This window comes from Pseudomonas sp. AC070, assembly GCF_979258635.1.
In genome coordinates, this window is sequence record NZ_OZ409871.1 from 1,916,336 (window position 1) to 1,941,385 (window position 25,050).

Consider the following 25,050-nt stretch of genomic DNA (forward strand, 5'->3'; position numbering starts at 1 on the left):
CCAGGCTCTGAACCTCCACGCCGCCCCCGTAGGAGCTAGCTTGCTAGCGAACCCTGTAAACGAAGATCGAGAATTTCGTTTGCAGGGTTCGCCACCAAGGTGGCTCCTACAAAAATGGGTTCACGCCATGTCACTTAGGCTGAATTCTTCCCCAAGAAAATCAATCAACGTACGCACCGACGGCAACAACCCGCGCCGCGAGGGAAAGATGGCGTGCACGATGCCGCATTTCGGCGTCCACCCCGGCAGCATTTCCACCAGAGTGCCGGCCGCCAAATCGTCCCGTACGGCCACCTTCGGCAAATGCACAATCCCCACGCCTGCCAGCGCGGCGTCGCGTAGGGCGCGCAGGTCGTCGGTGACCATGCGCGGGCGGTGGTTGATCTGCAGGCTCGCATCTTCGCTGTTGAACAGCTCCCACTGATACTCGCGCTGCTGCCCGCCCCAGAACAGGCTCGGCAGGCGGCTTAATTCTTCCGGCGCAAAACCCACGTCCAGACACTGCGCGTACTGCGGATGGCCGACCAGGCATTGCGTGCTGTTGCCCAGCACCTTCATCACCATGTCGGTGTTTTCCAGCGGCGGGAAGCGCACGCGCAGGGCGATGTCGAAGCCTTCGTGCAGCACGTCCACGCGGCGGTTGGTGGCTTCAATCGCCAGCTCCACCAATGGGTACTTGAGCATGTAGTGCGTCAGCATCGGGCCCACCCACGAGTTCAGCAGCGTAGTGGGGCAGGCCAGGCGCACCAGGCCGCGCGGCTCGCTGCGGTTGCGCTCGATAACCTCGGCCGCACTTTCCGCCTCCACGCGCATGGCCACGCAGCGCTGGTAATAGGCCTGGCCGATTTCCGTTAACGCGTTGTGCCGGCTGGTGCGGTGCAGCAGGCGCACGCCCAGGCGTTCTTCCAACTGCGTAATACGCCGACTGAGTTTCGACTTGGGCATGTCAAGCGCGCGCCCGGCAGCGGCGAAGCCACCGTGTTCCACCACTTGGGTGAAGTAGTAGAGGGTGTTGAGGTCTTCCAACATCGTTCTCCAAATAGAACGCTAGAGGCAATTTTTGCAGTCTAGTGCAAAAAGGGTGTCGATTTTAAGCTTTACCCATACCGCAGCGAACACAAACGCAGCGGCAAACGAAACACACCCTTACCGCCGACTAACCGGCACCCAATCAGAAAGCGAGGAACGCACCATGACTACTTCTTACAAATACAACCGTCTCGACAAAGACAACGCCGTGGTTCTGCTGGTCGACCACCAAGCCGGTTTGCTCTCCCTGGTTCGCGACATCGAACCGGACAAATTCAAAAACAACGTGCTGGCCGTTGCCGACCTGGCCAAGTTCTTCAAGCTGCCCACCATCCTCACCACCAGCTTTGAAACCGGCCCTAACGGCCCGCTGGTGCCAGAGCTGAAAGAAATGTTCCCCGAGGCGCCGTACATCGCTCGCCCTGGCCAGATCAACGCCTGGGACAACGAAGATTTCGTTAAGGCCATCAAAGCCACCGGCAAGAAACAACTGATCATTGCCGGCGTGGTAACCGAAGTGTGCGTAGCGTTTCCGGCGCTGTCGGCCATCGAAGAAGGCTTCGACGTGTTCGTGGTCACCGATGCCTCCGGCACCTTCAACGAAATGACCCGCGACGCCGCCTGGGACCGTATGTCCGCCGCCGGTGCGCAATTGATGAACTGGTTTGGCGTGGCTTGCGAGCTGCACCGCGACTGGCGCAACGACATCGAAGGGCTGGGCACCTTGTGCGCCAACCACATTCCGGACTACCGCAACCTGTTCACCAGCTATAACGCGCTGACGGCCAAGAAATAAGGAGGGCGGGTTAGGAACAAACCGGGGCTCAAATGAGCCCCGGTTTTTGCCTTTTTGTAGGAGCGAGCTTGCTCGCGAATGGGCGCGACGCGGTTCTCCTGAATACGCTGCGTCGCCTTCATTCGCGAGCAAGCTCGCTCCTACGTTGTAGACGGCGTCGCCGGCCTCTATCCGGAAAACACCAACGAAAACACTGTGCCTTCCGCATCACTGCGCACCCGAACCTCGCCGCCATGCGCCTGCATGATCGACCGCACAATCGCCAACCCCAACCCGCCCGAATCCCCCGGCTGTGCGCGCGACGGATCGCAGCGGTAGAAGCGTTCGAACAGATGCGGCACATGCTCGGCCCCAATCGCTGGCCCCAGGTTATGCACGCTCACTTCAACCTCAGCGCCAACCGCGCGGGAACTCAACGTAATCGGCTGACCCACCTCGCCATAGCGCAAGGCGTTCGCCAGCAAGTTCGCCAGCGCCCGGCGCAGCAAATCCGGGTCGGCCAGCGCCGTGCCGTGGGCTTCATTGCGCAACACCACCTCGCGCTCTTCGGCCATGCCCTCGAAGTATTCGCATAACTGCTCGCCCAGTGCGTGCAAGTCCACCGGCTGACGATTGATCACCGCCTGCTCGGTGCGCGCCAGAAACAACATGCTGTCGATCATGCGCGCCAGCCGTTCGTATTCTTCCTGGTTCGACACCAGCAAATCTTCGTACACCGCCACGCTGCGTTCACGTTGCAGGGTTTGCTGGGTGTGGCCCATCAGGTTACTCAGCGGCGTGCGCATTTCGTGGGCCAAGTCTTCGCAGAACCGCGACAGTTGGCCGAAGCCGCCTTCAAGACGCGCGAGCATGTGATTAAGCGCCTGGCTCAGCGCCTGCAATTCCGCCGTGGTCTGGAACTCGTCCAGCCGCAGGTGCAAATGCTGGCTGTCGATCGCCGCCGAGCGTTGCGCCAATTCCCGCACAGGCCGCAGCCCGCGTTGACTCACCAGCCAGCCTAGGCCGAACGCCAGGACCATGCCGGCGCCCAGGGCCAGCCACAGTTTCAGCCGATACGCCGCCAGCATCTGTTCACGCTCGGTGAGCAGCTTGCCGGCAATCAGCGTGAGCTGTCGGTCACCACGGGGCATGCTTTGCCAGGCTAGACGCAGCGGATTGCCCGCCGGGTCGTCGCCGAGCTGGGCCGTGGCGGCGGCAGGCAGAGCAGGGCGGGGCAAACCGGGCGGGTTGATTTCGATGAGCACGCGGCCAGCGTCGTCCACCACCCACAGCACATTGTCGCGATTGCCCAGCATGTTCTCGTACAACTGCGGCCTTTCACGCAGCGCCTCGATGCTCTGGCTGTCGCCCAGAATCGCCTGCATCCGCTGCACCCGGCCCAGCAGCGCCTGGTCATCGCGCCAGGCAATTTCCCGTTGCAGCGAGTGGTACAGGTAAAAGCCGATGGCGCCCAATAACAGCGCGCTGACCAACGCAAACATCAGCGCCAGCCGCACACTCAGCGCACGCGGCGCCCAGCGCTTCAAGGCTGCACCGCCAGCGTGTAGCCCATGCCGCGCACGGTGTGGATGAGCTTGCAGGTGAACGGGTCGTCCACCTTAGCGCGCAGGCGGCGGATGGCGACGTCCACCACATTGGTGTCGCTGTCGAAATTCATCTGCCACACCTGCGAAGCAATCTGCGCCCGCGACAACACTTCGCCCTCGCGGCTAATCAACAAATGCAGGAGGGCGAATTCCTTGTTCGTCAGCGTCAGCCGCTGGCCCTGGCGCGTGACCTGGCGGCGCAGCAGGTCGAGGTGCAAGTCCGCCACCAAGAACTGCTCCACTTCGCGCGGCGGACCTCGGCGCAGCAAGGTACGCACCCGTGCCAGCAATTCGGCATAGGAAAACGGCTTCACCAGATAATCGTCAGCGCCCAACTCAAGGCCTTTTACCCGGTCTTCCACCGCATCGCGGGCGGTCAGAAACAGCACCGGCGTTTGCTGCTTGCGGCGGATGATTTGCAGCAATTGCCAGCCGTCGATGCCGGGCAACTGCACATCCAGAATGATCAGATCGAACGTTTCTTCTTGCGCCAGGTGCTGGCCGTCCAGGCCGTTGTGCGCGACCTCCACCAGATAGCCCGACTCACTCAGCCCCTTACGCAAGTAATCGGCCGTTTTCACTTCGTCTTCCACCAGCAAAATACGCATGGGTTCCTCCACCACAGGCGCATAAGGCTAGGCGTTTGCGCGCCGTTGTCCCATTACAAATTCGTAATGCAGGCGTAATCGGCGCGTGGGGCAGGGCGCCGCACCATGGCGGCCACTTGTCACCGACCGGAAAACGCCATGCTTAGCCGAATCGCCCCACTCACACTGCTCACACTCGCCTTTAGCGCTACCACCATGGCCGCCCCGGCTGCCGCGCCGGTGGCCCAACGCGCCGACGTCACCCTGGCCCTGGCCAACCAACTGCTCGACACCACACTCGCCACCTGCCACGGCCTCGGCCAAACCGCCGTGGCGGCCGTGGTGGATCGCGGCGGCAACCTGGTCGCGGTGCAGCGTGACGACAACGTCGGCCCGCACAACACCCTGGCCGCGCAACGCAAAGCCTTCACCGCGCTATCGACTAAAACCGCCACCAGCGCCCTCGCCGAACGCGCCCGCAGCAACCCCGACGCCGCCAACCTCACCACCGTCAGCGAACTGCTGCTACTGGGCGGCGGGCTGCCCTTGCGCGTCGGCGACCAAGTGATCGGAGCCATCGGCGTAGCAGGTGCGGGCGGCAGCGCCAACGACGAAGGCTGCGCCCAGAAAGCCATTACCCAACACCTACCTACCCAGCCATAACCCAGGAGCTCACCCATGAAACGCCTCACCACCTTGCTCGCCAGCCTGGCCCTCAGCGCCGTCGCCAGCCTCACCCACGCCGCCGACAACCCCTTGAGCGTGCACGTACTCAACCTGCAAGACGGCCTGCCGTCCTCGGACGTGCGCGTAACCCTGGAACAACAAACCGGCGCCACCTGGACCCTGCTTAACAGCGGCACCACCAACGAACAAGGCCGCATTCCCGCCCTATACCCCGAAGGCAAAAAACTGGAAAAAGGCACCTACCGCGTCACCTTCAAAACCGGCGACTGGTTCCGCAGCCACAACGCCGCCACGTTCTTCCCCGAAGTGCCCGTGATCTTCGCCGTGGACGGTGCCGTGGCGCATTACCACATTCCGTTGTTGTTGAGTCCGTATGGGTTTTCGACTTATCGCGGGAATTGATGGAAGCAAAAAGCCCCGCAGAAGCGGGGCTTTTTGTATGTAGCCGGGAAGCACAAGAGGCCGTTTATGCTTTGCATGTAAGCCATCACCAATGCCGATTGTGAGTAATGTCGCAACAGTGGCCCTTCCGTCAATCAACGGTCGCCGTTCGGCTGTTTCTCCGGTTTAATCCGCGCCTCGTTTTGCCAATCATCGCCAGGGATTGAACGCCAGGCTGCACAAAGGGATTGCTTTGTATGTTTACTCGCGCTGCTGTACCGGTTTTTCTAGCTGTTGTGTCGCTGGCCGGTTGTTCCGGTATTCCGTCGGTTCCCTATGTAGAGCCTGCTGCCGATCAAGGCACCGCCCGTATTCGAGTCATCAGCAACTCCACGGTGTTTGGCGATAGCGTGGTGGGCTCGTGTGCCCCTTCGCCTCGGCACAAGATGGTCGAGGCCGGGCGCTTTTCCGAAGATGGCAAGGCCGCCGTCAACTACCCGCAATTTCCAGCAACCCCCGTCGATCTTGGCGTGCCCAACAGCCTGGAGCCGGAACTGATGCAGTATGTCGGCGCGGTGCGCATGGCCGAGGGTTTATACACCAAGGTGGCCACCGAGTACCGGGTGCGCACCGATGCGCCGTTCCAACTGGCCACCCTCGGCGCGGCCGTGGGCAGTTATGGCAGCACCTATTCCACCTGCCCGGCGGTGGCGCGGGTCTATACGCTGCAGCCCGGCAAGGACTATCAGGCCATCGTAGGGGTGGGTCGCATGCCGTTTGGCGATAACGCGCTGACTTGCTTCTTCGGACTGTTCGAGCTGGTGCCGTTGTCCGGCGCCAAGTTGGCCCTGCCCAAAGCCGTGGAAAGCAAAGAGCCGCCCGCCAGCTTGTGCAACTAAATCGTGTGCGAATCGTCAGGAGGCCACGCACGCTCCACGCCCGGCCGGGCCCGGCTGGTTCAGCGCTGGTCGGGCGCGAAGTGATTTATCGCGGAAATTGACCAACGCAAAAAGCCCCGCAGAAGCGGGGCTTTTTAATGGCTGGGCACAGCGACGAATTCGCCCGTAGGTTGCGGTTGAGCGCAGCGAAGCCCAACGAAGTGCCTGCGGTGGGCTCTAATTCAGCAAGTCAGCAGAACCTTATCTAAACGATTCGGGTATGACCGGAATTTCTGACACAACGCCATTCTTCATCTTGAAGCTGACGGCGCGGCTTGAGCCGGTAAACCCATTCGCCCGGCTCCATACCCACATCTGCTCGTTGCCGCGTGTGGTGACCATATAAGGCCGCCCCATAGCCTGAGTGAGCTGAGCTTCAGTCATGCCGACCTGAACCTTACGGGCATTGTCGTAGCTGAAGTTGGTTCCCGCGCAGCCCGACAGTGCAGCTATGAGCAAAAGGATCACTATTGCTCGCATCATTCGTATTCCTGCCCAGTGAAATCGAATGTCAAACAAACTGGCTATACGCCCAAATCAACACGCCCCAGAGAGAGAGCCCCAACGCCAGGCATACAAAATTAGCCGCCGAGTAGCTACTATTTTCACGTCCCTGCGGGTCGCCACTGGCGACGTTGGCTTTGCGTTGCAAGCCTACCAACGGCACCACGCTGAGCAGGCCGAACATATCCACCGCAATGGACCCTACCAACGGCAACTCCACATAACTGGTCGCTCGGCTAAGCACGACGCCAACCACCGTGATCACCACGTACCAAGTGGCGGCATCGTCATAGCGGGGCGTTTGCAATTGCTGTGCATCGAGTTGCGCAGTCATTCGCCGCGACAACGCGTGAACGAAGAACACCGAGAAAAAGGCGCGCGCAAAGGGCCAGATTCCTTCCGGCATGCTGCTGCGTTGGCTGGCCCATTGCTTATAAAACCAATACAGCTGATACGCCCCAAACGTGCCGAAAAACATCACCAGCATTTTTGGAATGGATGTGACGAAGAAGCGCCCTTGCTCGGTCGTTTCGAGAAGGGCGGCAGCGGGGGTTTGGTAGATGTTTTCCATGACCGATCCTTGGTTATACGTTTTTGGGCCTTGCGCGATGGCTAAAGTAATCGGCGATAGACCTATCGGCAACTGTCGCGCGCGCCACTAGCGAAAGGCCAAGCCAAACCGCGAATTAGGTTGCGGTTGGGCGCAGCGAAGGCCAACAAACTCACAACCAGCGGGAACGGACCACGTTGCTTGGTGTTGTTGAGATCGATAGCTGCACGCAGTGCTTAGGAGTGTTTGGCCTGCCGAACATTTGCCGTGATAATCGCCGGCCTTTACGGATGAACTCGAGGAATGTGGCATGCGCTCCCAATTACGCGAGCTGGTCAAAACAGGGTTGTTATTGGCCGTTGCACTGGTATTGGCCGCGTGCGCCATTCCCTACCAAAAACCTGAAGACGTCATCCGTATTCAGCATGATTTGCAGCTAGCGCAAAAGCCCGCCGTCCTAGTGCCGTTGAAATGGGCCTACCTGATGTATGACTCTGAGAAGGGGTTGGAAACTAGAGACGCTGTTGCTCTATTTCAGCCAGGCCTGCTCACCCTGATCGGTTATGAACACGGCCGCTATATGCGTCAGGCAGAGTTCGCTAGCGACGCGGTGGATTGCGCCCATATTTTCGAAGGTCCCACCAGCGAGCGCCCGGTATGGTTGTTGATGGCCGAACGTGGTGTTTTTTTGGCTACTACCGATGACCGCGGCACTATCGACAAAATAATGCACGCCCGGCTTGTTCAAAGCCTGAGCGCAGCGGGTTTTCGTATTCACACAGACGCCGAAGGCAAAGCCTTCCGAAGTACCGGCAAAACTGAGCGCCAGATCGTCCTGCAACCGGGGTACGGCAAGCGCGCTGAAGAAATCGAACTCGTGCGACCTTTCAACGTCTGCGCGGCGCAATAAAACGCTGCGCAGGACGGCCAACCGTTAGCGCAACGCGCGGTGGGCAGAGGAACCCAAGGAAGATAAATAACGGGGACGGGCCGGTGGTTTGTTGAGGCGACTTGCAACCAAACGTGCTCTGCCACCTAACTCGACACGTCAACGAGCCGAGGCAGAAAGGCTCTTGGTCTTGGCATCCAGCACCGTTGTCCGCAACGTCGCCAACGTTTCCTTACCCGCCGGAAAATCAAACACGCCGCTTTCCGACAGCGTCATCACCCGTTCGCCGTTGTTCAACGTGAGCTCCATAAACGCCAGATGCTCGGACCACGAGCGATAGCGGCGCGTCATGAAAATCGCGTGCCGCGAGGTCACCGAACGCACCTGCGAAAGCGCAATGCGGCGGTGTTCCGTGCCGGTCACCACCAGCTCATCGCCATGCACCAGCACGGGCACACTGCGCTTTACCCAGAACCACTCAAAGGCAAAACGCCCCGTCATCAGCAGCATAAAAAGCGCCAGCACCTTGGCCTCGCCGTTGGGCTTTTCCAATAGAGCCATTACCGTCATGCCGCTGATTACCACCAGCAGCACCAGGGTAATCAGGCGATAGAAATACACCTTATGAAACTCGGAAAGAGTGAGTAAGCGCAGATCCATGGGGCGGCTTCCTGGGCAAGCACAGTGAAAAAACCAAACGAACGGCGATTGGAACAGACAACCGTCGGCCTTGCGCAGCCATGTAATCAAACTGTGGCCTGGCGCCTATATTTCCCGGCATCCGGGCCGCTTGGGCTATCATCCGCGCCCCTTATCGCCCACCGCACGCGCAGGTCCTCATGCCCGGCAACGCCCTTTACACCGACCTGTCCGGCTACTACGACCTGATGTGCGCCGACATCGACTACCGCGCCCAAAGCCACAGCGCCCATCGCCTGCACCAACTCTTCGGCAACGCCGGCAAGCGCCACCTCGACCTCGCCTGCGGCACCGGCCCCCACGTGCGCCACTTCCTCGACGCCGGCTACCAAAGCGCCGGCCTCGACATCAACCCACCCATGCTCGACAAAGCCCGACTGCGTTGCCCCGAAGCGCACTTCAGCGCGCAAGACATGTGCGCCTTCACCGTGGCCGAACCGGTCGACCTCATCACCTGCTTTCTGTACTCCATCCACTACAGCGCCACTCTCGAGCGCCTCACCGCCTGCATTGCCGCTGCCCACAACGCCCTGGCCGCAGGCGGCGTGTTCTGCTTTAACGCCGTGGACAAAAACCACATCGACAACGCCTCCTTCGTCTCCCACACCGCCCGCCACGACGACAGCCTGTTCGGCTTCAGCTCGTCGTGGAGCTACCCCGGAGTAGGGGAGCGGCAATCGTTGAAACTGCGCATAGAACGGACCGTGGGCAAGGGCGCAATGCAGGTGTGGCATGACGAGCACGCGATGGTGGCGGTGAGCTTTGCTGAACTGGAGGCGTTGTTGGAACGGTACTTCGAGGTGCGGGTGATGGCGCACGATTATCAGAAGTTGGTGGAGTGGGATGGGGTGGTGGGGAATGCGTTGTTTGTATGTGTGAAACGGTGAAAAAGAGGGGAGCCGCCACGTTCAGGAAGTGCTAGAACTCAGTCGGGTACCGACGGTTTTGATCCCGTTGATGCCGATGTTTCTTTCACCTGTCCCTCGGAGTTGATATGCCCCCCGAAGTGCAAAAACTGCAAGACGCCATTGAATCCATTCCAGGCGTTACCGATGCTGTGATCGAAAAGATCGACCTTGCCGACATTCCCGAAAGCCTCTTCAGCCTGCCTCCCTACGGCGACCTGCCATTGGGCGCGCTACGCCGCACCCAAGGCGGCGCGCCGGACGAAGTGTTGATCGCCGTGAATTTCGGCATTTCCCGCGACGCCAAGGGCCTCGACGCCCTCGAATTTATCGCCTGGTGGGTGCGCGACAGTGCACGCGGCGGAAATCCGATACAGATTCGCGCGTTGGCGCTTCCGCCGATTGGCGACCAGTTTGGGACAACACTTCGGTTTGTTATCGACTACTTCTATGTGGATCCCGAGCAGGATATTGGGCAGCTCTTGGCCACGGTGGGGGAGTTGGCGAATGGGTTGAGTGGGTTGGTGGAGATGAACTCGAAGGTGTTGGGCGGGTGACGGCTGTTCGCTCGGTAAATCCATCTTCCGAATGGACTGCGCTTGATATGGAAAAACTAGCGTTGGCCCTCTCGATGATCATGTTGGTGGGCTGCATGCCTTATCAGACCGTAACGTCGCCTGATCCGAACTGGATGCGGTTGGGTGGAGAGGCGCCTGAAGGTTATCCGCGGACGTTTGTTGAGCGCTTTGACGGCAAATGCTCGATGGTTACGGAGTCTTGGTCTGAGGGGCGGATTAATGGTCGGGGGTTGTGGACTAAACATCAGGAGCGAAGAGCGGTGGATTGTCCGTAGGGGGGCTTGGGTAGAAGCTGGACACTCATTATCTGATGAGAAAGGGGGCGCATTTCTCGAGGGCCTGGATTTAGAGTCGCTTAATAAACCTTTTCCCTCTTCTCACACGTCGTCTTTGAAAAAGACCAAATCCAGCCCCTAAAACACAAAACCCCGCCAGCGCGGGATTTTGTAGTTACGGGTTATAGGCCGTTATCAAACCAGACGCCTAGCGACCTTCCAGCTCAAGCAGCAGCCTGCACCTTCGCTTTAGGTTCGCGAACCGCCTTAGCACGCGCTTGCGCCTGAGCCATAAACTCGGGGTCTTGCACTTGGCACGCGTCGACCACGGCGCGGGCCATTTCGGAGAGGTATTGCAGGGTAGTCCTCTCGGCTGCTTCATTAATCGCGCCGCGGCTGACGATCAGGGTTTCGAGGCAGAGCAATAGATCGGCTGCTTGCTCCAGCGCGTGCTCCACCGGGATGCCGGCGTTTACGGAGAACAATGTTTTCCTGTCGACGTGGCAAAAGGCGCGGCGGTCGGTGACAGCAGTGTTTTGGATGTTCATGGTTGCACCTCTAGGGAAGAGGCAAGAGGGGAGTGGGTGATGCGGTGGGTTAGTGCGAATTGGTGTGGCATTTCCATATACCTCTACTTGATATCGTTCTTGGCGAAGGCGCCGGGAGTTAAGAAACCCAAGTAGAAGGCCGGACATATTTCCCTTGCGGGTCTTTTATTCGTCCACTCCCGGCATCAAGCAGATTTAATCCCCACGAAAAAACTGTAGGCATTAAAAAGCCGCGTCTGTCGGGAGCGGTTAGGCCGCTACTTAGCGTTTCTTAGGCGCTGGGGAGGGACGTTATGGGGGCAGGAGAACATGGTCAACGCAGGCATTGCGCCATTGTTTTGCTAACTGAGGTTAGCGAACGGCACTCTACGCAAAGTGCCGCGCGGTGTTGGCATACTGGCACTTGAAATGAACCGTCCGAGATCCTACAAGAACTTCGGTAACTTCCGTTGCAAAACGTTATTGCTGTTGCGGTAAAAATCTTATTATTTTCACTAATGGCATCGCTTTGTATGCCGCAGTCACAGTTTTCTATGTGGCAAAAAACCACGCTGCGTTCGCCGGCCAGGATGACCTACAATTAGCGTAGTAACAAATATATATCCCTCTCTGGGTAAAAAGAAGTAGAGATGTTATTTAATTATTAAAATTATAGTTTAAAAGTTCACTATTCAATATGATTTTCTCAATCTCGTCATCCGTAAAGCCTATATCTCGAATAAAATTTAGAGTCATTAGGTCTGTAAGTTTTTTATTTAAAAAATATAGTTCAACCCCTGTAGCAGCTTTCCCTTTGATGTCGTCGTTGTAGTGGGTTAGATAATTACGTGTATGTGTGGTTTTCTCCAAAAATACGGTCGTGTCGAACTTGCAAAAATGTATGAAGGGGTTTAGTAATTCATTAATTCGCTGCTTGAAGCTGAGATCTTTGTTTTGGGATATATTTCTTTGGTAGGACTCTGCAGCCTGCGATAATGATAGGTAGACGCTTTCGGCGTATTTATGAACTCCGGTAATTGCCGAAAAATACAATCTCATAGCAGGTTTGGATTGCTTGTAAATTTCAAACCATTTGTTTATACGGGTGCCTATGTCGTTCCTAATGTCGGAGAGGGTAAATAAAGCATCTTTATCTTTTTCTATCATCTCGCTGTCTTCGAATGGAAGGCTCTCATAATACCATTGGACGATCGTATTCGATTGGCTGCTTTTTCCGCTTTCACCCTCACAAAAAAGTTTTGCTTTTACGTTTTTTAGAGTTAGAGTTTTTTGAGTTGCCAGCATCAAGAAGTGTTGGAGTGTGCTCATTATCTCTATTGAATCATCGATTTGTATAGGCGAGTCAGGATGCACTTTGAATGCTGTGATTTGCTTCGTTTTTATTTCCGTTTTGAATTGCAGTGGGTAATTTGCATTGAATACAATTTCTAATTTTCCAAGATTATGTAGGTGGGCTTCAATTGGGTCGGGTAGAGTATAGTCAATGACAAACCGCTTTTGATCATGCGGAAGAGATAGTTTGTAGCCGCTGATGTCCACCCAAGAGGAGATATCTTCAATTTCAAAGTAAATCGACTGATATGTGATATTTGGTTTTTCCTCTTCTGACGCAACACCTAGTAGCGTAGTGAAAGGTTTTATAATTGAAAAGCTTATGCCGTTGGTACTGTGTGTTCTGTTTTTATAGTGGCAACCATACAAGGTGGCACAGTTGTCCTTGTCGATTTGTCCATACATAAGGAAGTTGCTTTCAATCTCGAAGTTGAAAGCGTCGGTAACATCGGTGGAAAGAGATCCAATGATTTCGAGCTCTGATGTGCCGCCGTCCGTTATCTTTAGAGTTCCGTGGACTTTGTGATCTTCATTTCCGGCTCTCCAAAAAAGTCCTTTTCGTATGATAGTTTCGACAATTCTCATTTGGCGTTCCTTGTGAATTGCGCTGATGCAGAGAGGAGAAAAAATTTATCTTGGATACTTTCCACTCGCCCAAGCAGCTACCGTGTGAGGGTTGTGAAGATAAATTACTAGTCCCCTCTATACAATCTTCTTCATTTCGACAAAGTTTATTGCTGCGAAGCTAACGGCGCGTCAAGTGCCTTAATGCTGTCAACTTTTCCGAAGCCCGCAATCGCAAGCATTCTGTAGAGGAATCCAGTAGGGTAGTAGTAGTCGCCATATCTTTCAATGTTTCGTACTAAATCGATAAAGTGCTTTGAGTCTGCGAAGTAGTTTGGGTATGCCTCTTTTAGATTGTGAAGAGAGCTTACGGAAATAAGCGCTACGATATCCGAGGAGCTTTTTCTAGTTTTCTTTTCGAGCTTCAGGTATTCGGTAGTGGCTTCAAAAAACTGATGGGGCTTAAATTGTTTAATTGTTATGTGTTTCGATTTTTTTGTCAGTGATAGAAGATTGTACTCGCCAGAATAGTAGGTGTCTGGAGAGTCGATCTGGTCAACTAAGCTAGAGAATTTTTCAAACTTTTCTTTTACCTCCATCTTTCTTAGTAGAGTCATAAAGGTATTTAGATTGTCACTAGCAGAAGGCAGTACTCCATTTTCAAGTTTTGCGATCTCTACGCTCGCCGCTTTAAAAAATTCCTTCCATTCCTCTTTTCCACTGTCGCTCTTTAAGTTTTGATTGGTAAACAAATCTACTATTTCAACTGCGGTAGCCCACGCATGTTGAGATTTCGTTCTTAGCTGGATTTCAATTCTGAATTGAGTCTGGGCCGTCGTTACTGGGTACACGATGTGAATACCACGATAGCCGTCTGGTTTAGGTTCTTTAATATAGTTCTTATGCTTTATCTCTCCGCCTTTATTCAGCTCACGATAAACGCGTTGAAGACTTTTTGGGTTTTTAAGAACTGCGCGGCATCCGCCGATGTCTTGCATGTTTCTAAGTTTCATTTCGTCGTATCGACGAAGCTTGGCTATTATCGATGGTGTTCTCTTTAAACGTTTGGCTATTAACGCGGATGCATCGTGCTTCGTGCATTCTCGCGTTAACATGTTTGTCACGCTCTCTAGAGCTGGCGCATGAGCTGATCGCCAATAGGACAAAACTTCCATGCTTTGGTTGTATTCATCTGTGTCTTGGCCAACTGACTGATTCAGCAAAAATTCTCCGGCCTTTTGGATTTGTTTTTTTGAGTATCTCGAACTTACTTCTAGAGATGTATTTTCGGTCATTTTATGCGATGAAGGCTTCACTCTTTCAAGTGAAGCCTTCATTCCTGATATCCATATTGTTTAGTCGCGTAAGTTTCTATTCGCTTACTGGTTCGTGAACCATCAATCCCAGCTCAAGGCCCCACCAGTCTGATATTCAATAACCCGAGTCTCAAAGAAGTTCTTCTCCTTCTTCAAATCCATAATCTCGCTCATCCAAGGGAACGGGTTAGTAGTCCCTGGATACTCTTCCTTCAAGCCAATCTGCGACAGGCGACGGTTGGCGATGAATTTGAGGTAGTCCTCCATCATCGCGGCGTTCATGCCCAATACACCGCGAGGCATGGTGTCGCGGGCGTATTCGATTTCCAGCTGCGTGCCCTGGAGAATCATTTGGGTCGCTTCATCTTTCATCTGCGCGTCCCACAAGCTCGGGTTTTCGATTTTGATCTGGTTGATCACGTCGATGCCGAAGTTCAGGTGCATGCTTTCGTCGCGCAGGATGTATTGGAACTGCTCGGCGGTACCGGTCATTTTGTTGCGGCGGCCCATGGAGAGAATCTGGGTGAAGCCGCAGTAGAAGAAGATGCCTTCCAGTACGCAGTAGTAGGCGATGAGGTTGCGCAGGAATTGGCGGTCGGTTTCCGGGGTGCCGGTTTCGAATTTCGGGTCGGAGATCGAGCGGGTGTATTTGAGGCCCCAGCTGGCTTTTTTAGCGACCGATGGGATCTCGTGGTACATGTTGAAGATCTCGCCTTCGTCCATGCCCAGCGATTCGATGCAGTACTGGTAGGCGTGGGTGTGGATCGCCTCTTCGAAGGCCTGGCGCAGGATGTACTGGCGGCATTCGGGGTTGGTGATCAGGCGGTACACGGCCAGTACCAGGTTGTTGGCAACCAGGCTGTCGGCGGTGGAGAAGAAGCCGAGGTTGCGCATGACGATGCGGCGTTCGTCTTCGCTGAGGCCGTCGTTGCTCTTCCACAGGGCAATGTCGGCGTTCATGTTTACTTCTTGCGGCATCCAGTGGTTGGCGCAGCCGTCGAGGTATTTCTGCCAGGCCCAGTCGTATTTGAAGGGTACGAGTTGGTTGAGGTCGGCACGGGCGTTGATCATTTGCTTGTCGCCGACGTGCACGCGGGCGCTGGTGCCGGCCAGGTCGTCGAGGCCTTCCTGGATGTCCAGGTCGTTCAGGGCGGATTTGGCGCGGGCCACGGCGTCGGAGTCGTTGGCATCTACGGCGCGGGCTTCGAGGGCGGCGTTACCGCCGACTTGGTTGAGCTTGTCGAGGCTCATGTCGTTGACGGCGGCGTTGGTGGAAGGGGCAGCGGCTTCGGCGCTGTCCTCTTTGTCGAATTCATCCCAGCTCAGCATGTGTTTGCTCCCGGCTTTGGGCCGTGCGCCTGGGGCGGGCGGCCTTTGTGAGTTTCTAAGTCTAGTTCGATGCTTGTGCACGCAAAGCAGGGACTGACTTTTTTGGTTTTTACCGGCCCTGGCGGTGGGTTGCTGGGGACGGTGTGTTGTTTGTTTGGGGATTGGCGGTGGATTCGCCCCTCTCCCTAGCCCTCTCCCCGGAGGGGCGAGGGGACGGAATTTGGTGGCCGGGGAGGGCGGGGGTGGGCCGTCCTCTTTGGCTTGGCTTGAAATTCTGGATCCCCGCCTGCGCGGGGATGACGGTGCTCTTATTAGGTCCACCGTCATTCCCGCGCAGGCGGTGGTCCGACATTTCGGAATCCAGAATCTCGCGCGGGACTACCTTATTGGCAGGCTTCGCAATCCGGCTCGTCGATGGCGCAGGCCTTCGGAACTGGTGCTGGGCCGGCTTGTTGGGCTGGTGCTGCCGACTGAGCCGATGCCGCGCTTTGGCTTTCGCCGCCACCGCTCGACACGGCGTTTAGTTTGCCGGTGTTGATGGTGGATTTTTCGGTGCTGGTGGCGGCCAGGGCACGGAGGTAGTAGGTGGTTTTCAGGCCACGGTACCAAGCCATGCGGTAGGTCACGTCCAGTTTCTTGCCGCTGGCGCCAGCGATGTAGAGGTTCAGGGACTGGGCCTGGTCGATCCATTTCTGGCGACGGCTGGCGGCGTCCACGATCCACTTGGTGTCGACTTCAAACGCGGTGGCGTAGAGGTCTTTCAGTTCTTGCGGAATACGCTCGATCTGTTGCACCGAACCGTCGTAGTACTTGAGGTCGTTGATCATGACCGAGTCCCACAGGCCGCGGGCTTTGAGGTCGCGTACCAGGTAGGGGTTGATCACGGTGAATTCGCCCGAGAGGTTCGATTTCACGTACAGGTTCTGGTAGGTCGGTTCGATCGACTGCGACACGCCGGTGATGTTGGCGATAGTGGCGGTCGGTGCGATGGCCATGATGTTGGAGTTACGGATGCCTTTCTGTACGCGCTCACGAACCGGCGCCCAGTCCAGGCTTTCGGCCAGGTCGACGTCGATGTATTTCTGGCCGCGTTGCTCGATCAGGATTTGCTGCGAGTCGAGCGGCAGAATGCCTTTGCTCCACAGCGAGCCCTGGAAGGTCTCGTAGGCGCCACGCTCATCAGCCAGGTCGCACGAGGCTTGGATGGCGTAGTAGCTCACCGCTTCCATGGAGCTGTCGGCGAACTGCACGGCAGCGTCCGAGCCGTATGGAATGTGCTGCAGGTACAGCGCGTCCTGGAAGCCCATGATGCCGAGGCCAACCGGGCGGTGTTTGAAGTTCGAGTTACGCGCTTGCGGCACCGAGTAGTAGTTGATGTCGATAACGTTATCGAGCATGCGAACGGCGGTGTTCACGGTGCGTTGCAGTTTGGCCAGGTCCAGCTTGCCGTCGACGATGTGGTTCGGCAGGTTGATGGAGCCCAGGTTGCAAACGGCGATTTCGTCCTTGTTGGTGTTCAAGGTGATTTCGGTGCACAGGTTCGAGCTGTGAACCACGCCCACGTGCTGCTGCGGGCTGCGCAGGTTGCATGGGTCTTTGAAAGTCAGCCATGGGTGGCCGGTTTCAAACAGCATGGAGAGCATCTTGCGCCACAGATCTTTGGCCTGGATGGTCTTGAACAGTTTGATTTTGCCGCCGTACTGGGTCAGGGCTTCGTAGTACTCGTAGCGCTCTTCGAAGGCTTTACCGGTCAGGTCGTGCAGGTCTGGCACTTCGCTTGGCGAGAACAGGGTCCACGGGCCGTCGTCGAAGACGCGCTTCATGAACAGGTCTGGAATCCAGTTGGCGGTGTTCATGTCGTGGGTGCGGCGACGGTCGTCACCGGTGTTCTTACGCAGCTCGATGAACTCTTCGATGTCCATGTGCCAGGTTTCCAGGTAGGCACACACCGCGCCTTTGCGCTTGCCGCCCTGGTTTACCGCTACGGCGGTGTCGTTGACTACTTTGAGGAACGGCACAACACCTTGCGATTTGCCGTTGGTGCCTTTGATGTAGGCGCCCAGCGAGCGAACCGGTGTCCAGTCGTTGCCCAGGCCGCCGGCGAATTTGCTCAGCAGGGCGTTGTCGCGAATGGCGTCGTAAATGCCGCCCAGGTCGTCCGGCACGGTGGTCAGGTAGCACGAGCTCAGCTGTGCACGCAGGGTACCGGCGTTGAACAGGGTAGGGGTGGAGCTCATGTAGTCGAACGACGACAGCAAGTTGTAGAACTCGATGGCGCGGTCTTCTTTCTGCTTCTCTTCAATCGCCAGGCCCATGGCCACGCGCATGAAGAACACTTGCGGCAGTTCGAAGCGGATGCCGTCTTTGTGAATGAAGTAGCGGTCGTACAGGGTTTGCAGGCCCAGGTAGGTGAACTGCTGGTCGCGCTCGTGGTTGATGGCTTTGCCCAGTTTTTCCAGGTCGAAGTCTTTCAGCACGGGGTTGAGCAGTTCGAACTCAACGCCTTTTTCGATGTAGGCCGGCAGCGCTTTGGCGTACAGGTCGGCCATCTCGTGGTGGGTGGCGCTGGTGGCAACACCCAGGAAGCCCAGGCCTTCGGCGCGGATGTTGTCCATCAGCAGGCGGGCGGTCACGTAGGAGTAGTTCGGCTCACGCTCAACCAGAGTACGGGCGGTCATCACCAGGGCGGTGTTGACGTCGTTCTGGGCCACGCCGTCGTACAGGTTTTTCAGGGTTTCGCGTTGGATCAGGTCGCCGTCCACTTCAGCCAGGCCTTCGCAGGCTTCGGTGACGATGGTGTTCAGGCGGCCCATGTCCAGCGGCGTCACGCTGCCGTCGGGGTGGGTGACGCGAATGCTTGGGTGCGGCTGTGCGGGCTCGTTGCTGCCACGTACGGCGCGCTCTTTGGTGCGGGCGTCGCGGTAGATCACGTAGTCGCGGGCCACTTTCTGCTCGCCGGCACGCATCAGGGCCAGTTCAACCTGGTCCTGGATTTCTTCGATGTGAATAGTGCCGCCAGACGGCATGCGGCGCTTGAAGGTGGCGCTGACTTGTTCGGTCAGGCGTGCAACGGTCTCGTGAATGCGCGACGAAGCGGCAGCGGTGCCGCCCTCAACTGCGAGAAAGGCCTTGGTGATGGCTACGGTGATTTTGTCATCGGTATACGGCACCACAGTGCCGTTACGTTTGATCACGCGCAGCTGGCCAGGGGCGGTGGCGTTCAGGTCCTGAGTGGTGTCAGGCACTTGAGGCGCTACGGCCTGGGGGTTCTCGCGAGAGAGGTCGGTCTGCATGAATGTCTCCGTGTTCTGCATTTATCTAAGTTTGGACACTGTCTGGTGAAGCCGTTCATTCCGTGTGTCTTAGAGCCCAAGGGCCCAAAGCCAGGTATTTCAATAACCACATGCCACAAAACAGATGGCCCTGCGCCTGGCGCGCCCGGGGAAACGGGGAGGCCGGCAGCAAGGCGTTCAACAGGTCTGAGGGGTACTGCTCAAGCTCATCCCTGGCTCAAAAAGCAACGTTCGTTGGTTAAAACGTAACCACAATACCTAGTGGTGTGTGCCTGGAGGCTTTACACCGAAGCGGGCCGTTCGTCGAGCATAATTTCGGCCAGCTTTCCCATCTGCTGCCGAGGCGGCAAATGGGTGAATTTCTTAGCGCTAGTGCCACCGGTGGCAGGCCAGCGAACGGGCCGTTGCGTTTCATTCTTCTAGTGTCCGGTAACGGGTCAAAACCCAACATGTAGGTGTTTGGCGCGATGGGGATACAAGATAGAGCGCTCACCGACGCATTGCAAGGCGACTGTTACACACAACCTGTGGATAAAGCTGTGGGTTACTTTGGGGTAACTTCGTTGAGCCCGCGTAGTCAGCGGCATTGACCATATTCCGCCATTCGTCGCTGATGAAATGCTGCGTTTTGTAGGGCGAGTCCTACATCGCGCGGTGTCGAGGCTAACACTATATGTTGTGTTTTTTGTTGCAGGGGGGCGGGGGTTTGTGCGGGGGTTGGTCGGGTGGCGAGGCGCGGCTTCCCCCCTCTGCCTAACCCTCTCCCCGAGGGGCGGGGGGGATTGATCAGCGGGCGGTTCGGCCCAGCTCGCCCGTGAACGAGAGAGGGCAAGGTCCTACGCAGGACTTAGCCGATATACAATGCCGCCCTTTCGCAGTTGCGCCCTCATTTAGTAGGAGTCAGTGGTGGAGCAAGAAGCCTGGCACATCCTTATTGTCGAAGACGACGAGCGTCTGGCCGAGCTCACCCGTGAGTACCTGGAAGCCAATGGCTTGCGCGTGGCCATTGAGTCGGACGGGGCGAAAGCGGCGGCGCGCATTCTGCGGGATCAACCCGATCTGGTGGTGCTCGACCTGATGCTGCCGGGCGAAGACGGCTTGTCTATTTGCCGCAAAGTGCGCGGCAGCTACCACGGCCCCATCCTCATGCTCACCGCGCGCAGCGACGACATGGACCAGGTGCTCGGCCTGGAAATGGGCGCCGACGATTACGTGTGCAAACCCGTACGCCCGCGCGTGCTGCTGGCGCGCATTCGTGCACTGCTGCGGCGCAGCGAGGGCGCCAGCGAACCGGTGCCGGCCGACGCCCAGCGCCGCTTGCAGTACGGAGTGCTGGTGATCGACAGCGCCATGCGCGAAGCCTGGCTGCGTGAGCAGAGCATCGAGCTGACCAGCGCGGAATTCGATTTGCTCTGGCTGCTGGCCTCCAACGCCGGGCGCATTCTGTCTCGCGAAGAGATTTTTACCGCCCTGCGCGGCATTGAGTACGACGGGCTCGACCGTTCCATCGACGTGCGCATTTCCCGTATTCGGCCGAAAATCGGCGACGATCCGATGCACCCACGGCTGATCAAAACCGTGCGTAGCAAGGGTTACCTCTTTGTAGCTGAGGCGGCAGAAGCGCTCGCCAGCTAACGGGCGGCGCTTCTTTATATAAGAACAAACCCAGGACGCCCGGCATGAACTCGATTTTCCTGCGCATTTACGGCGGCATGCTGGCCGCCTTCGTGCTGGTGGCGTTGCTGGGCGTGCTGAGCCTGCACTGGCTCAACGAGGCGCGCGCCGACCAGTACCGCGAACGCCTGGCGCGCGGCACCTTCAGCCTGATGAGCGACAACCTGGAGAGCATGACGCCCGTGGAGCGCCGCCGCGCGGTGATCGTCTGGGGGCGTTTACTCGGCATTCCTTTGGCGCTTGAGCCGTTAGACGCGCAGGTGCTCGACAGCCGCGCCCGCAGCCGCCTGCTCGACGGCCAGGTGTTGGTCGAGCAAACCGGCCCGCACGCGGCCAAGGTCTACGGCCTGGTCAGCGAAGCGGAGCAACTGGTGCTGGTAGGCGAGGTGCAGCAGATCAGCGAACAGCTGGCGCGCGCCACGGTGTACTTGCTCATCGATGAGCTGATTCGCTATCCCATCGCCGAACAGCCGCAACGCCTGGAGGCGCTGGCCGCCGCGAAGTCGTTCGGCTTTAACTTGCGCCTGGTCAAACCGGTTGATGCGGAGCTGGACGACGACCAGCGCCGCCGCATCGACGAAGGCGACACCGTGATGGCCCTGGGCAAAGAGGGCGATTCGATTCATGTGTTTTCCGGCGTGGCCGGCACGCCGTGGGTGCTGGAAATCGGCCCGCTGTACCAGATGAACCCCTATCCGCCGCAACTGTTGTTCTTGATCGGCGCCATCGGCCTGAGCTTGATCGGCTTGATCGTTTACCTGCTGGTGCGCCAGTTGGAGCAGCGCCTGCTTGGCCTGGAAGAAACCGCCACGCGCATTGCACTGGGCAAGCTGGAATCACGGGTGCCAGCCGGTGGTGCCGATTCGGTGGGGCGGCTGGCCGCGGCGTTCAATGCCATGGCCGAGCATTTGCAGCGCTCGCTGACCATTCAGCGCGAGATGGTGCGCGCCGTTTCCCACGAACTGCGCACGCCGGTGGCGCGCTTGCGCTTTGGCCTGGAGATGATCGGCGACGCGCAAACCGACGCGGCGCGGCGCAAATATATGGATGGCATGGATGGCGACATTCAGGACCTGGATAAATTGGTCGACGAAATGCTCACCTACGCGCGCCTGGAGCAGGGCGCCCCGGCGCTGAACTTCCAGCCCATCGACCTCGACGCCTTGCTCGATCAGGTGATCGACGAGCTGGCGCCGCTGCGTCCGGGTGTGCGCGTGGAACGCGGGCCGAGCATTCCCGCCGTCGATGGCAGCGGCGCGCTGGTGGAAGCCGAGTGGCGCTACCTGCACCGCGCCCTGCAAAACCTGGTGAGCAATGCCATGCGCCATGCCGAGTCGCGGGTGCGCCTGAGTTACCAGGTGGGCCTCAAGCGCTGCCGTCTGGACGTGGAAGACGACGGCCCGGGCATTCCCGAAGCCGAGTGGGAGCGGCTGTTTACACCGTTCCTGCGCCTGGACGACAGCCGCACCCGCGCCTCGGGCGGGCACGGCCTGGGGCTTTCCATCGTGCGGCGGATTATTTACTGGCACGGCGGCCGGGCGCAGATCAGCCGCAGCGAAGCCTTGGGCGGCGCCTGTTTCAGTCTGGTGTGGCCGCGTAAACAATGAGCTTGAGCGAACGCTTATTTGCCGGGCGCCTTGCCGTGTTCGCGCCGACCGTGGCGGACGCAGGCGGTTTGAGCCTGAGCGAGTTCTTGCAGCCCGAAGGTTTGCAGCAGCGGTTGCGCGCCATTTACGGCGACGCGTTGTTCGCTAACCAGCGCGCGGTGCTGGTTTCGCAGTATTCCAAGTATTACTTCATGGCCTTGCTGCCGCCCGTGCTGGTGGCCACGCTGGTGCACGGCTGGCGCTTGCCGTTGTCTGGCCTGCGCGTGGCGCTGGATGAGCGCGGGCTGCCCAGCGCCATTCACTTCGCCAACGATGGCGAGCCGGGCACGCAGGCCAAATGTTTTGCCGATTTGATGGAGCGCCACCTGCCCGACGTGATCGAGACCCTTGCAGCGTTCGGTCAGGTGCCGGCTGCGGTGCTGTGGGGGAACGTCGGCGATTACTTTGAAAGCACGTTGCAGACCCTCGGGGCGCTGACCGAGGCCGAGCTGGACGGCGGTTTCGCCTGGCTTCGCGATGCTGAAAGCCCGCTGTATAAGGCCGTGGCGTATACGCCGCGTCGTCAGCGCCGCACCTGCTGCCTGGCGTATGAAGTGGAAGGCATCGGCCACTGCGAGCATTGCCCGATGCGCGGCCGCTAAGCCGACACGGCGACTAGGCTCAGCAAGCGGCCGTCGAACTGGCCGAATTGGCCGACTAACTCCGCACCGCTTTTCCATTCTTCCGACAGATCAGTCAGCAGCCGCAGCCGTGCGCTGCCGGCGGCATCCCACTCCAGCACTTCGGCGTGTTCAAAATAGAAGCGCTGCAAGGTGAGCGGGTACAGCGCTTTGAAAAGGCTTTCTTTCAGGGAAAACGTCAGCGTTACCAGCAGGCCCAACTGCTCCGGATCGAGCACGCTGGCGCGGCGCAGTTCGGCGGGTGTGAGGATTTCTTCTTGCAAGCGGGCGGCGCGGTCGTGGCTGAGCAGGTTTTCCACATCCAGCCCCAGCCCGCGCCAGTGGCGGCTGTCCGCGACCACAGCGGCTGCCCATTGCTTGCCGTGGGTAATCGAGCCGCTGATGCCGGCCGGCCATTGCGGCGCGCGGTCGGCGCCAACGGCGGGCACGATTTCGCTGCCATTCAAGCGACGCAACGCCTCGCGGGCACACACGCGGCCGGCGAGAAACTCGGCCTGGCGCTTGGCGACACCGTGCGTGGCCGGAATATGGCTGCGTTGAAAATCGTCGGGCTGCACCCGCGCGGGGTCGAACGGGGTGCTGACGAATTGACTGTTTGGCAATGGCTGCGGCAAGGGCCAATGGTCGTTGAGCGGGCCACAACAGGCGGGGAGGGAGTAGGTGTGCATCGCGGCATTCTGCCGGGTCGCGGCGCGGCGGGCCAGCGTTGCGCGGCGCTTTGGGCGCGGGCACTTACATTTCTTTGCACAACCGTAACAAAGCGACACGGATTGTACCGGCCACATTTGCCAGACTGCGGCCGCGTTTCTCGGAACGCAGGTGAGGTTGTAGTTTGGCGCTGACGCTTCGAGGCGTAGCGCGCCAAACCTTAGTCACTGATTAAGTGCGGGAGCCCGTTTGGGCTCCCGTTTTTTTTTGCCTTGGGCGATCATTCGCACCTTTCTGTTGTGCGCAAAGGCTGGCCATGAAACCCGAAGACCTGCTGCTACTCGTCACCCGCGAGATGCCTTACGGCAAATACAAAGGCCGACTGATCGCCGACTTGCCCGGCCATTATCTCAACTGGTTCGCCCGCGAAGGCTTCCCTAAAGGCGAGATCGGCGCGCTGTTGCAATTAATGCAGGAGATCGACCACAACGGCCTGGGCGAATTGTTGACGCCGCTGCGCAAGAAGCCGCGTGGCAGCGGAAACCCCAAACCTCTGTAGGAGCGGCTTTAGCCGCGATGCTGTTGAACACGTTTTGCCGCAAACACTAGGTTTTCAGACCTGGCCAATCGCGGCTAAAGCCGCTCCTACAGTTGAAGTGAAGGGGGTGGCTAACCTACCAATCCAACGTCAACTGACTATGAAACTCCCGCTCAACCCCACTCAACGGGTCGATAAACCGTAAGCTCTGCGCCAGTAACTTCAGCGGGTTGCTGTAGTCATCCACCGAGTCTTCCACCAGCACTGGGTAAAACGGATCGTTGCAAATGCCAGCGCCGAGTGCGGCCATGTGCAGGCGCAGTTGATGTTTTTTGCCGGTCACCGGGTACAAGCCGTAGCGCCACAACTCGCCGTTGCGCTCGCGCACGTCCATCAGCGTTTCGCTGTTGGGCGCGCCGTCGCCTTCCTTCATCAAAAAGAACGGCTCGCCAGCCACCATGCGGGTTTTGTGCAGGTGGGGAAACTGCACATGGGGCAGGGCGGGGGCGATGGCTTCGTAGGTTTTGTGAATAGCGCGGTCGGCGAATAAACGCTGATATGCGGCGCGGGTTGTTGGCTGAACGGAGAACAACACCAGGCCGGCGGTGAGCCGGTCGATGCGGTGCAGCGGCACCAGGTCATGGCTGTTGAAACGCTTGCTCAAGCGCGCGAGCAAGGTTTGTTCAACGTACTCGCCAGCAGGCGTTACCGAGAGGAAGTGCGGCTTGTCGGCGACGATTAAATGCTCGTCGGCATACAGCACGGTTTCCTCGAACGGCACCGGGGTTTCGTTCGGCACTTCGCGAAAGTAATAAATGCGCAGGCCCTGTTTGTACGGGTGCCCCGGGCCGATGGGCTGCTCGTGCTCATCCAACACCTTGCCGCGCGCCATGCGTTCCAGCCAGGTGTCGCGGCTAATGGCCGAGAAATGCGCGCACAGGCAATCCAACACCGTGAGCCACGGGCCGGCGGGAAGGTACAAGGTGCTGCGACGGGCGGGGTGGGACATGAAAAAGCGCCAGAAAAAGAGGCGGAATTCTACCTGTGTTTGCGCAAGATTTTGCGGGACCCGCAACCTGTAGGAGAGGCTTCAGCCTCGATTCCTGGAAAAGGGACT

The 25,050-nt window shown here is 58.1% G+C and carries 24 protein-coding genes; 11 read left to right on the forward strand and 13 right to left on the reverse strand.

Annotated features, from left to right (window positions below; all coding sequences use genetic code 11):
* Positions 1–120 precede the first annotated feature (120 nt).
* Entirely contained in the window at positions 121–1,029 is a 909-nt protein-coding gene (locus tag ACZZ0Q_RS08715) for a LysR substrate-binding domain-containing protein (protein WP_463539315.1), read from the reverse strand.
* Between the two features lie 163 nt (positions 1,030–1,192).
* On the opposite strand from ACZZ0Q_RS08715, the gene ycaC reads away from it, so the two are divergent.
* A complete protein-coding gene (gene ycaC / locus ACZZ0Q_RS08720) occupies positions 1,193–1,825 on the forward strand; it encodes an isochorismate family cysteine hydrolase YcaC (RefSeq protein ID WP_463539314.1) in 633 nt (210 codons plus the stop codon).
* Between the two features lie 167 nt (positions 1,826–1,992).
* On the opposite strand, the gene ACZZ0Q_RS08725 is transcribed toward ycaC, so the two are convergent.
* The gene (locus ACZZ0Q_RS08725) at positions 1,993–3,351 is read right to left on the reverse strand and encodes a heavy metal sensor histidine kinase (protein ID WP_463539313.1); all 1,359 of its coding nucleotides are present in this window, start codon (positions 3,349–3,351) and stop codon (positions 1,993–1,995) included.
* Entirely contained in the window at positions 3,348–4,019 is a 672-nt protein-coding gene (locus ACZZ0Q_RS08730) for a heavy metal response regulator transcription factor (protein ID WP_463539312.1), read from the reverse strand. Before ACZZ0Q_RS08730 ends, ACZZ0Q_RS08725 begins: the two co-directional genes overlap by 4 nt.
* A 138-nt stretch (positions 4,020–4,157) precedes the next feature.
* On the opposite strand from ACZZ0Q_RS08730, the gene ACZZ0Q_RS08735 reads away from it, so the two are divergent.
* From ACZZ0Q_RS08735 to ACZZ0Q_RS08745, 3 genes are all read left to right on the forward strand, one after another.
* The gene (locus tag ACZZ0Q_RS08735) at positions 4,158–4,661 is read left to right on the forward strand and encodes a GlcG/HbpS family heme-binding protein (protein ID WP_463539311.1); all 504 of its coding nucleotides are present in this window, start codon (positions 4,158–4,160) and stop codon (positions 4,659–4,661) included.
* A 15-nt stretch (positions 4,662–4,676) separates the two neighbouring features.
* The gene (uraH, locus tag ACZZ0Q_RS08740; protein ID WP_463539310.1) at positions 4,677–5,087 is read left to right on the forward strand and encodes a hydroxyisourate hydrolase; all 411 of its coding nucleotides are present in this window, start codon (positions 4,677–4,679) and stop codon (positions 5,085–5,087) included.
* A gap of 236 nt (positions 5,088–5,323) precedes the next feature.
* Complete coding sequence (locus ACZZ0Q_RS08745; protein WP_463539309.1) at positions 5,324–5,965, forward strand: hypothetical protein; 642 nt, start codon at positions 5,324–5,326, stop codon at positions 5,963–5,965.
* Between the two features lie 240 nt (positions 5,966–6,205).
* Here the strand turns inward: ACZZ0Q_RS08745 and ACZZ0Q_RS08750 are convergent, their stop codons facing one another.
* Both ACZZ0Q_RS08750 and ACZZ0Q_RS08755 read right to left on the reverse strand, forming a co-directional pair.
* Positions 6,206–6,487, reverse strand: a complete 282-nt coding sequence (locus tag ACZZ0Q_RS08750; protein WP_463539308.1) for a hypothetical protein — start codon at positions 6,485–6,487, stop codon at positions 6,206–6,208.
* A 28-nt stretch (positions 6,488–6,515) separates the two neighbouring features.
* Complete coding sequence (locus ACZZ0Q_RS08755) at positions 6,516–7,079, reverse strand: MFS transporter permease (RefSeq protein ID WP_463539307.1); 564 nt, start codon at positions 7,077–7,079, stop codon at positions 6,516–6,518.
* Between the two features lie 289 nt (positions 7,080–7,368).
* Between ACZZ0Q_RS08755 and ACZZ0Q_RS08760 the strand changes: the two genes are divergently transcribed.
* On the forward strand, positions 7,369–7,968 hold the full coding sequence (locus ACZZ0Q_RS08760) for a hypothetical protein (RefSeq protein WP_463560475.1): 600 nt from the start codon (positions 7,369–7,371) through the stop codon (positions 7,966–7,968).
* Positions 7,969–8,106: 138 nt separating this feature from the next.
* On the opposite strand, the gene ACZZ0Q_RS08765 is transcribed toward ACZZ0Q_RS08760, so the two are convergent.
* Positions 8,107–8,607, reverse strand: coding sequence for a hypothetical protein (locus ACZZ0Q_RS08765; RefSeq protein WP_463560477.1), 501 nt, complete (start codon positions 8,605–8,607; stop codon positions 8,107–8,109).
* Positions 8,608–8,786: 179 nt separating this feature from the next.
* Between ACZZ0Q_RS08765 and ACZZ0Q_RS08770 the strand changes: the two genes are divergently transcribed.
* Positions 8,787–9,533, forward strand: a complete 747-nt coding sequence (locus ACZZ0Q_RS08770) for a class I SAM-dependent DNA methyltransferase (RefSeq protein ID WP_463539303.1) — start codon at positions 8,787–8,789, stop codon at positions 9,531–9,533.
* Between the two features lie 107 nt (positions 9,534–9,640).
* A complete protein-coding gene (locus tag ACZZ0Q_RS08775) occupies positions 9,641–10,108 on the forward strand; it encodes a hypothetical protein (protein ID WP_463539302.1) in 468 nt (155 codons plus the stop codon).
* A gap of 520 nt (positions 10,109–10,628) precedes the next feature.
* Here the strand turns inward: ACZZ0Q_RS08775 and ACZZ0Q_RS08780 are convergent.
* From ACZZ0Q_RS08780 to ACZZ0Q_RS08800, 5 genes are all read right to left on the reverse strand, one after another.
* On the reverse strand, positions 10,629–10,952 hold the full coding sequence (locus ACZZ0Q_RS08780) for a DUF3077 domain-containing protein (RefSeq protein ID WP_463539301.1): 324 nt from the start codon (positions 10,950–10,952) through the stop codon (positions 10,629–10,631).
* Between the two features lie 636 nt (positions 10,953–11,588).
* A complete protein-coding gene (locus ACZZ0Q_RS08785; RefSeq protein ID WP_463560478.1) occupies positions 11,589–12,869 on the reverse strand; it encodes an ApeA N-terminal domain 1-containing protein in 1,281 nt (426 codons plus the stop codon).
* A 146-nt stretch (positions 12,870–13,015) separates the two neighbouring features.
* Entirely contained in the window at positions 13,016–14,185 is a 1,170-nt protein-coding gene (locus ACZZ0Q_RS08790; protein WP_463539299.1) for a RelA/SpoT domain-containing protein, read from the reverse strand.
* A gap of 60 nt (positions 14,186–14,245) precedes the next feature.
* Positions 14,246–15,493 carry a ribonucleotide-diphosphate reductase subunit beta gene (locus tag ACZZ0Q_RS08795; RefSeq protein WP_122450433.1) on the reverse strand — a complete coding sequence of 416 codons (1,248 nt, stop codon included), beginning with the start codon at positions 15,491–15,493 and terminating at the stop codon, positions 14,246–14,248.
* A gap of 383 nt (positions 15,494–15,876) precedes the next feature.
* A complete protein-coding gene (locus ACZZ0Q_RS08800; protein WP_463539298.1) occupies positions 15,877–18,786 on the reverse strand; it encodes a ribonucleoside-diphosphate reductase subunit alpha in 2,910 nt (969 codons plus the stop codon).
* 906 nt (positions 18,787–19,692) lie between these two features.
* Between ACZZ0Q_RS08800 and ACZZ0Q_RS08805 the strand changes: the two genes are divergently transcribed.
* The 3 genes from ACZZ0Q_RS08805 to fhuF are packed head-to-tail and all read left to right on the forward strand — an operon-like array spanning position 19,693 to position 22,708.
* Positions 19,693–20,421, forward strand: a complete 729-nt coding sequence (locus ACZZ0Q_RS08805; protein ID WP_463539297.1) for a response regulator — start codon at positions 19,693–19,695, stop codon at positions 20,419–20,421.
* A 44-nt stretch (positions 20,422–20,465) separates the two neighbouring features.
* Positions 20,466–22,067 carry an ATP-binding protein gene (locus ACZZ0Q_RS08810; RefSeq protein WP_463539296.1) on the forward strand — a complete coding sequence of 534 codons (1,602 nt, stop codon included), beginning with the start codon at positions 20,466–20,468 and terminating at the stop codon, positions 22,065–22,067.
* Entirely contained in the window at positions 22,064–22,708 is a 645-nt protein-coding gene (fhuF, locus tag ACZZ0Q_RS08815; protein WP_463539295.1) for a siderophore-iron reductase FhuF, read from the forward strand. The genes ACZZ0Q_RS08810 and fhuF overlap by 4 nt, the downstream gene beginning before the upstream one ends.
* Here fhuF and ACZZ0Q_RS08820 read toward each other — a convergent pair.
* Positions 22,705–23,415 (reverse strand): 4'-phosphopantetheinyl transferase family protein, encoded by a 711-nt coding sequence (locus ACZZ0Q_RS08820; RefSeq protein ID WP_463539294.1) that lies wholly within the window; start codon positions 23,413–23,415, stop codon positions 22,705–22,707. The genes fhuF and ACZZ0Q_RS08820 overlap by 4 nt on opposite strands.
* Positions 23,416–23,711: 296 nt before the next feature.
* Between ACZZ0Q_RS08820 and ACZZ0Q_RS08825 the strand changes: the two genes are divergently transcribed.
* Complete coding sequence (locus ACZZ0Q_RS08825) at positions 23,712–23,954, forward strand: DUF3820 family protein (protein WP_463539293.1); 243 nt, start codon at positions 23,712–23,714, stop codon at positions 23,952–23,954.
* 115 nt (positions 23,955–24,069) lie between these two features.
* Here ACZZ0Q_RS08825 and ACZZ0Q_RS08830 read toward each other — a convergent pair whose 3' ends face one another.
* Complete coding sequence (locus ACZZ0Q_RS08830) at positions 24,070–24,942, reverse strand: pseudouridine synthase (RefSeq protein ID WP_463539292.1); 873 nt, start codon at positions 24,940–24,942, stop codon at positions 24,070–24,072.
* Positions 24,943–25,050 lie beyond the last annotated feature (108 nt).

What these genes read in the sequence shown, in the direction of transcription:
- ACZZ0Q_RS08800 (WP_463539298.1), bottom strand. Translation starts at nt 18,786, where the DNA reads ATGCAGACCGACCTCTCTCGCGAGAACCCCCAGGCCGTAGCGCCTCAA.
- ACZZ0Q_RS08730 (WP_463539312.1), bottom strand. Translation starts at nt 4,019, where the DNA reads ATGCGTATTTTGCTGGTGGAAGACGAAGTGAAAACGGCCGATTACTTG.
- ACZZ0Q_RS08780 (WP_463539301.1), bottom strand. Translation starts at nt 10,952, where the DNA reads ATGAACATCCAAAACACTGCTGTCACCGACCGCCGCGCCTTTTGCCAC.
- ACZZ0Q_RS08715 (WP_463539315.1), bottom strand. Translation starts at nt 1,029, where the DNA reads ATGTTGGAAGACCTCAACACCCTCTACTACTTCACCCAAGTGGTGGAA.
- ACZZ0Q_RS08765 (WP_463560477.1), bottom strand. Translation starts at nt 8,607, where the DNA reads ATGGATCTGCGCTTACTCACTCTTTCCGAGTTTCATAAGGTGTATTTC.
- uraH (WP_463539310.1), top strand. Translation starts at nt 4,677, where the DNA reads ATGAAACGCCTCACCACCTTGCTCGCCAGCCTGGCCCTCAGCGCCGTC.
- ACZZ0Q_RS08755 (WP_463539307.1), bottom strand. Translation starts at nt 7,079, where the DNA reads ATGGAAAACATCTACCAAACCCCCGCTGCCGCCCTTCTCGAAACGACC.
- fhuF (WP_463539295.1), top strand. Translation starts at nt 22,064, where the DNA reads ATGAGCTTGAGCGAACGCTTATTTGCCGGGCGCCTTGCCGTGTTCGCG.
- ACZZ0Q_RS08795 (WP_122450433.1), bottom strand. Translation starts at nt 15,493, where the DNA reads ATGCTGAGCTGGGATGAATTCGACAAAGAGGACAGCGCCGAAGCCGCT.
- ACZZ0Q_RS08770 (WP_463539303.1), top strand. Translation starts at nt 8,787, where the DNA reads ATGCCCGGCAACGCCCTTTACACCGACCTGTCCGGCTACTACGACCTG.
- ACZZ0Q_RS08810 (WP_463539296.1), top strand. Translation starts at nt 20,466, where the DNA reads ATGAACTCGATTTTCCTGCGCATTTACGGCGGCATGCTGGCCGCCTTC.
- ACZZ0Q_RS08790 (WP_463539299.1), bottom strand. Translation starts at nt 14,185, where the DNA reads ATGAAGGCTTCACTTGAAAGAGTGAAGCCTTCATCGCATAAAATGACC.
- ycaC (WP_463539314.1), top strand. Translation starts at nt 1,193, where the DNA reads ATGACTACTTCTTACAAATACAACCGTCTCGACAAAGACAACGCCGTG.
- ACZZ0Q_RS08750 (WP_463539308.1), bottom strand. Translation starts at nt 6,487, where the DNA reads ATGATGCGAGCAATAGTGATCCTTTTGCTCATAGCTGCACTGTCGGGC.
- ACZZ0Q_RS08825 (WP_463539293.1), top strand. Translation starts at nt 23,712, where the DNA reads ATGAAACCCGAAGACCTGCTGCTACTCGTCACCCGCGAGATGCCTTAC.
- ACZZ0Q_RS08745 (WP_463539309.1), top strand. Translation starts at nt 5,324, where the DNA reads ATGTTTACTCGCGCTGCTGTACCGGTTTTTCTAGCTGTTGTGTCGCTG.
- ACZZ0Q_RS08760 (WP_463560475.1), top strand. Translation starts at nt 7,369, where the DNA reads ATGCGCTCCCAATTACGCGAGCTGGTCAAAACAGGGTTGTTATTGGCC.
- ACZZ0Q_RS08820 (WP_463539294.1), bottom strand. Translation starts at nt 23,415, where the DNA reads ATGCACACCTACTCCCTCCCCGCCTGTTGTGGCCCGCTCAACGACCAT.
- ACZZ0Q_RS08785 (WP_463560478.1), bottom strand. Translation starts at nt 12,869, where the DNA reads ATGAGAATTGTCGAAACTATCATACGAAAAGGACTTTTTTGGAGAGCC.
- ACZZ0Q_RS08775 (WP_463539302.1), top strand. Translation starts at nt 9,641, where the DNA reads ATGCCCCCCGAAGTGCAAAAACTGCAAGACGCCATTGAATCCATTCCA.
- ACZZ0Q_RS08735 (WP_463539311.1), top strand. Translation starts at nt 4,158, where the DNA reads ATGCTTAGCCGAATCGCCCCACTCACACTGCTCACACTCGCCTTTAGC.
- ACZZ0Q_RS08830 (WP_463539292.1), bottom strand. Translation starts at nt 24,942, where the DNA reads ATGTCCCACCCCGCCCGTCGCAGCACCTTGTACCTTCCCGCCGGCCCG.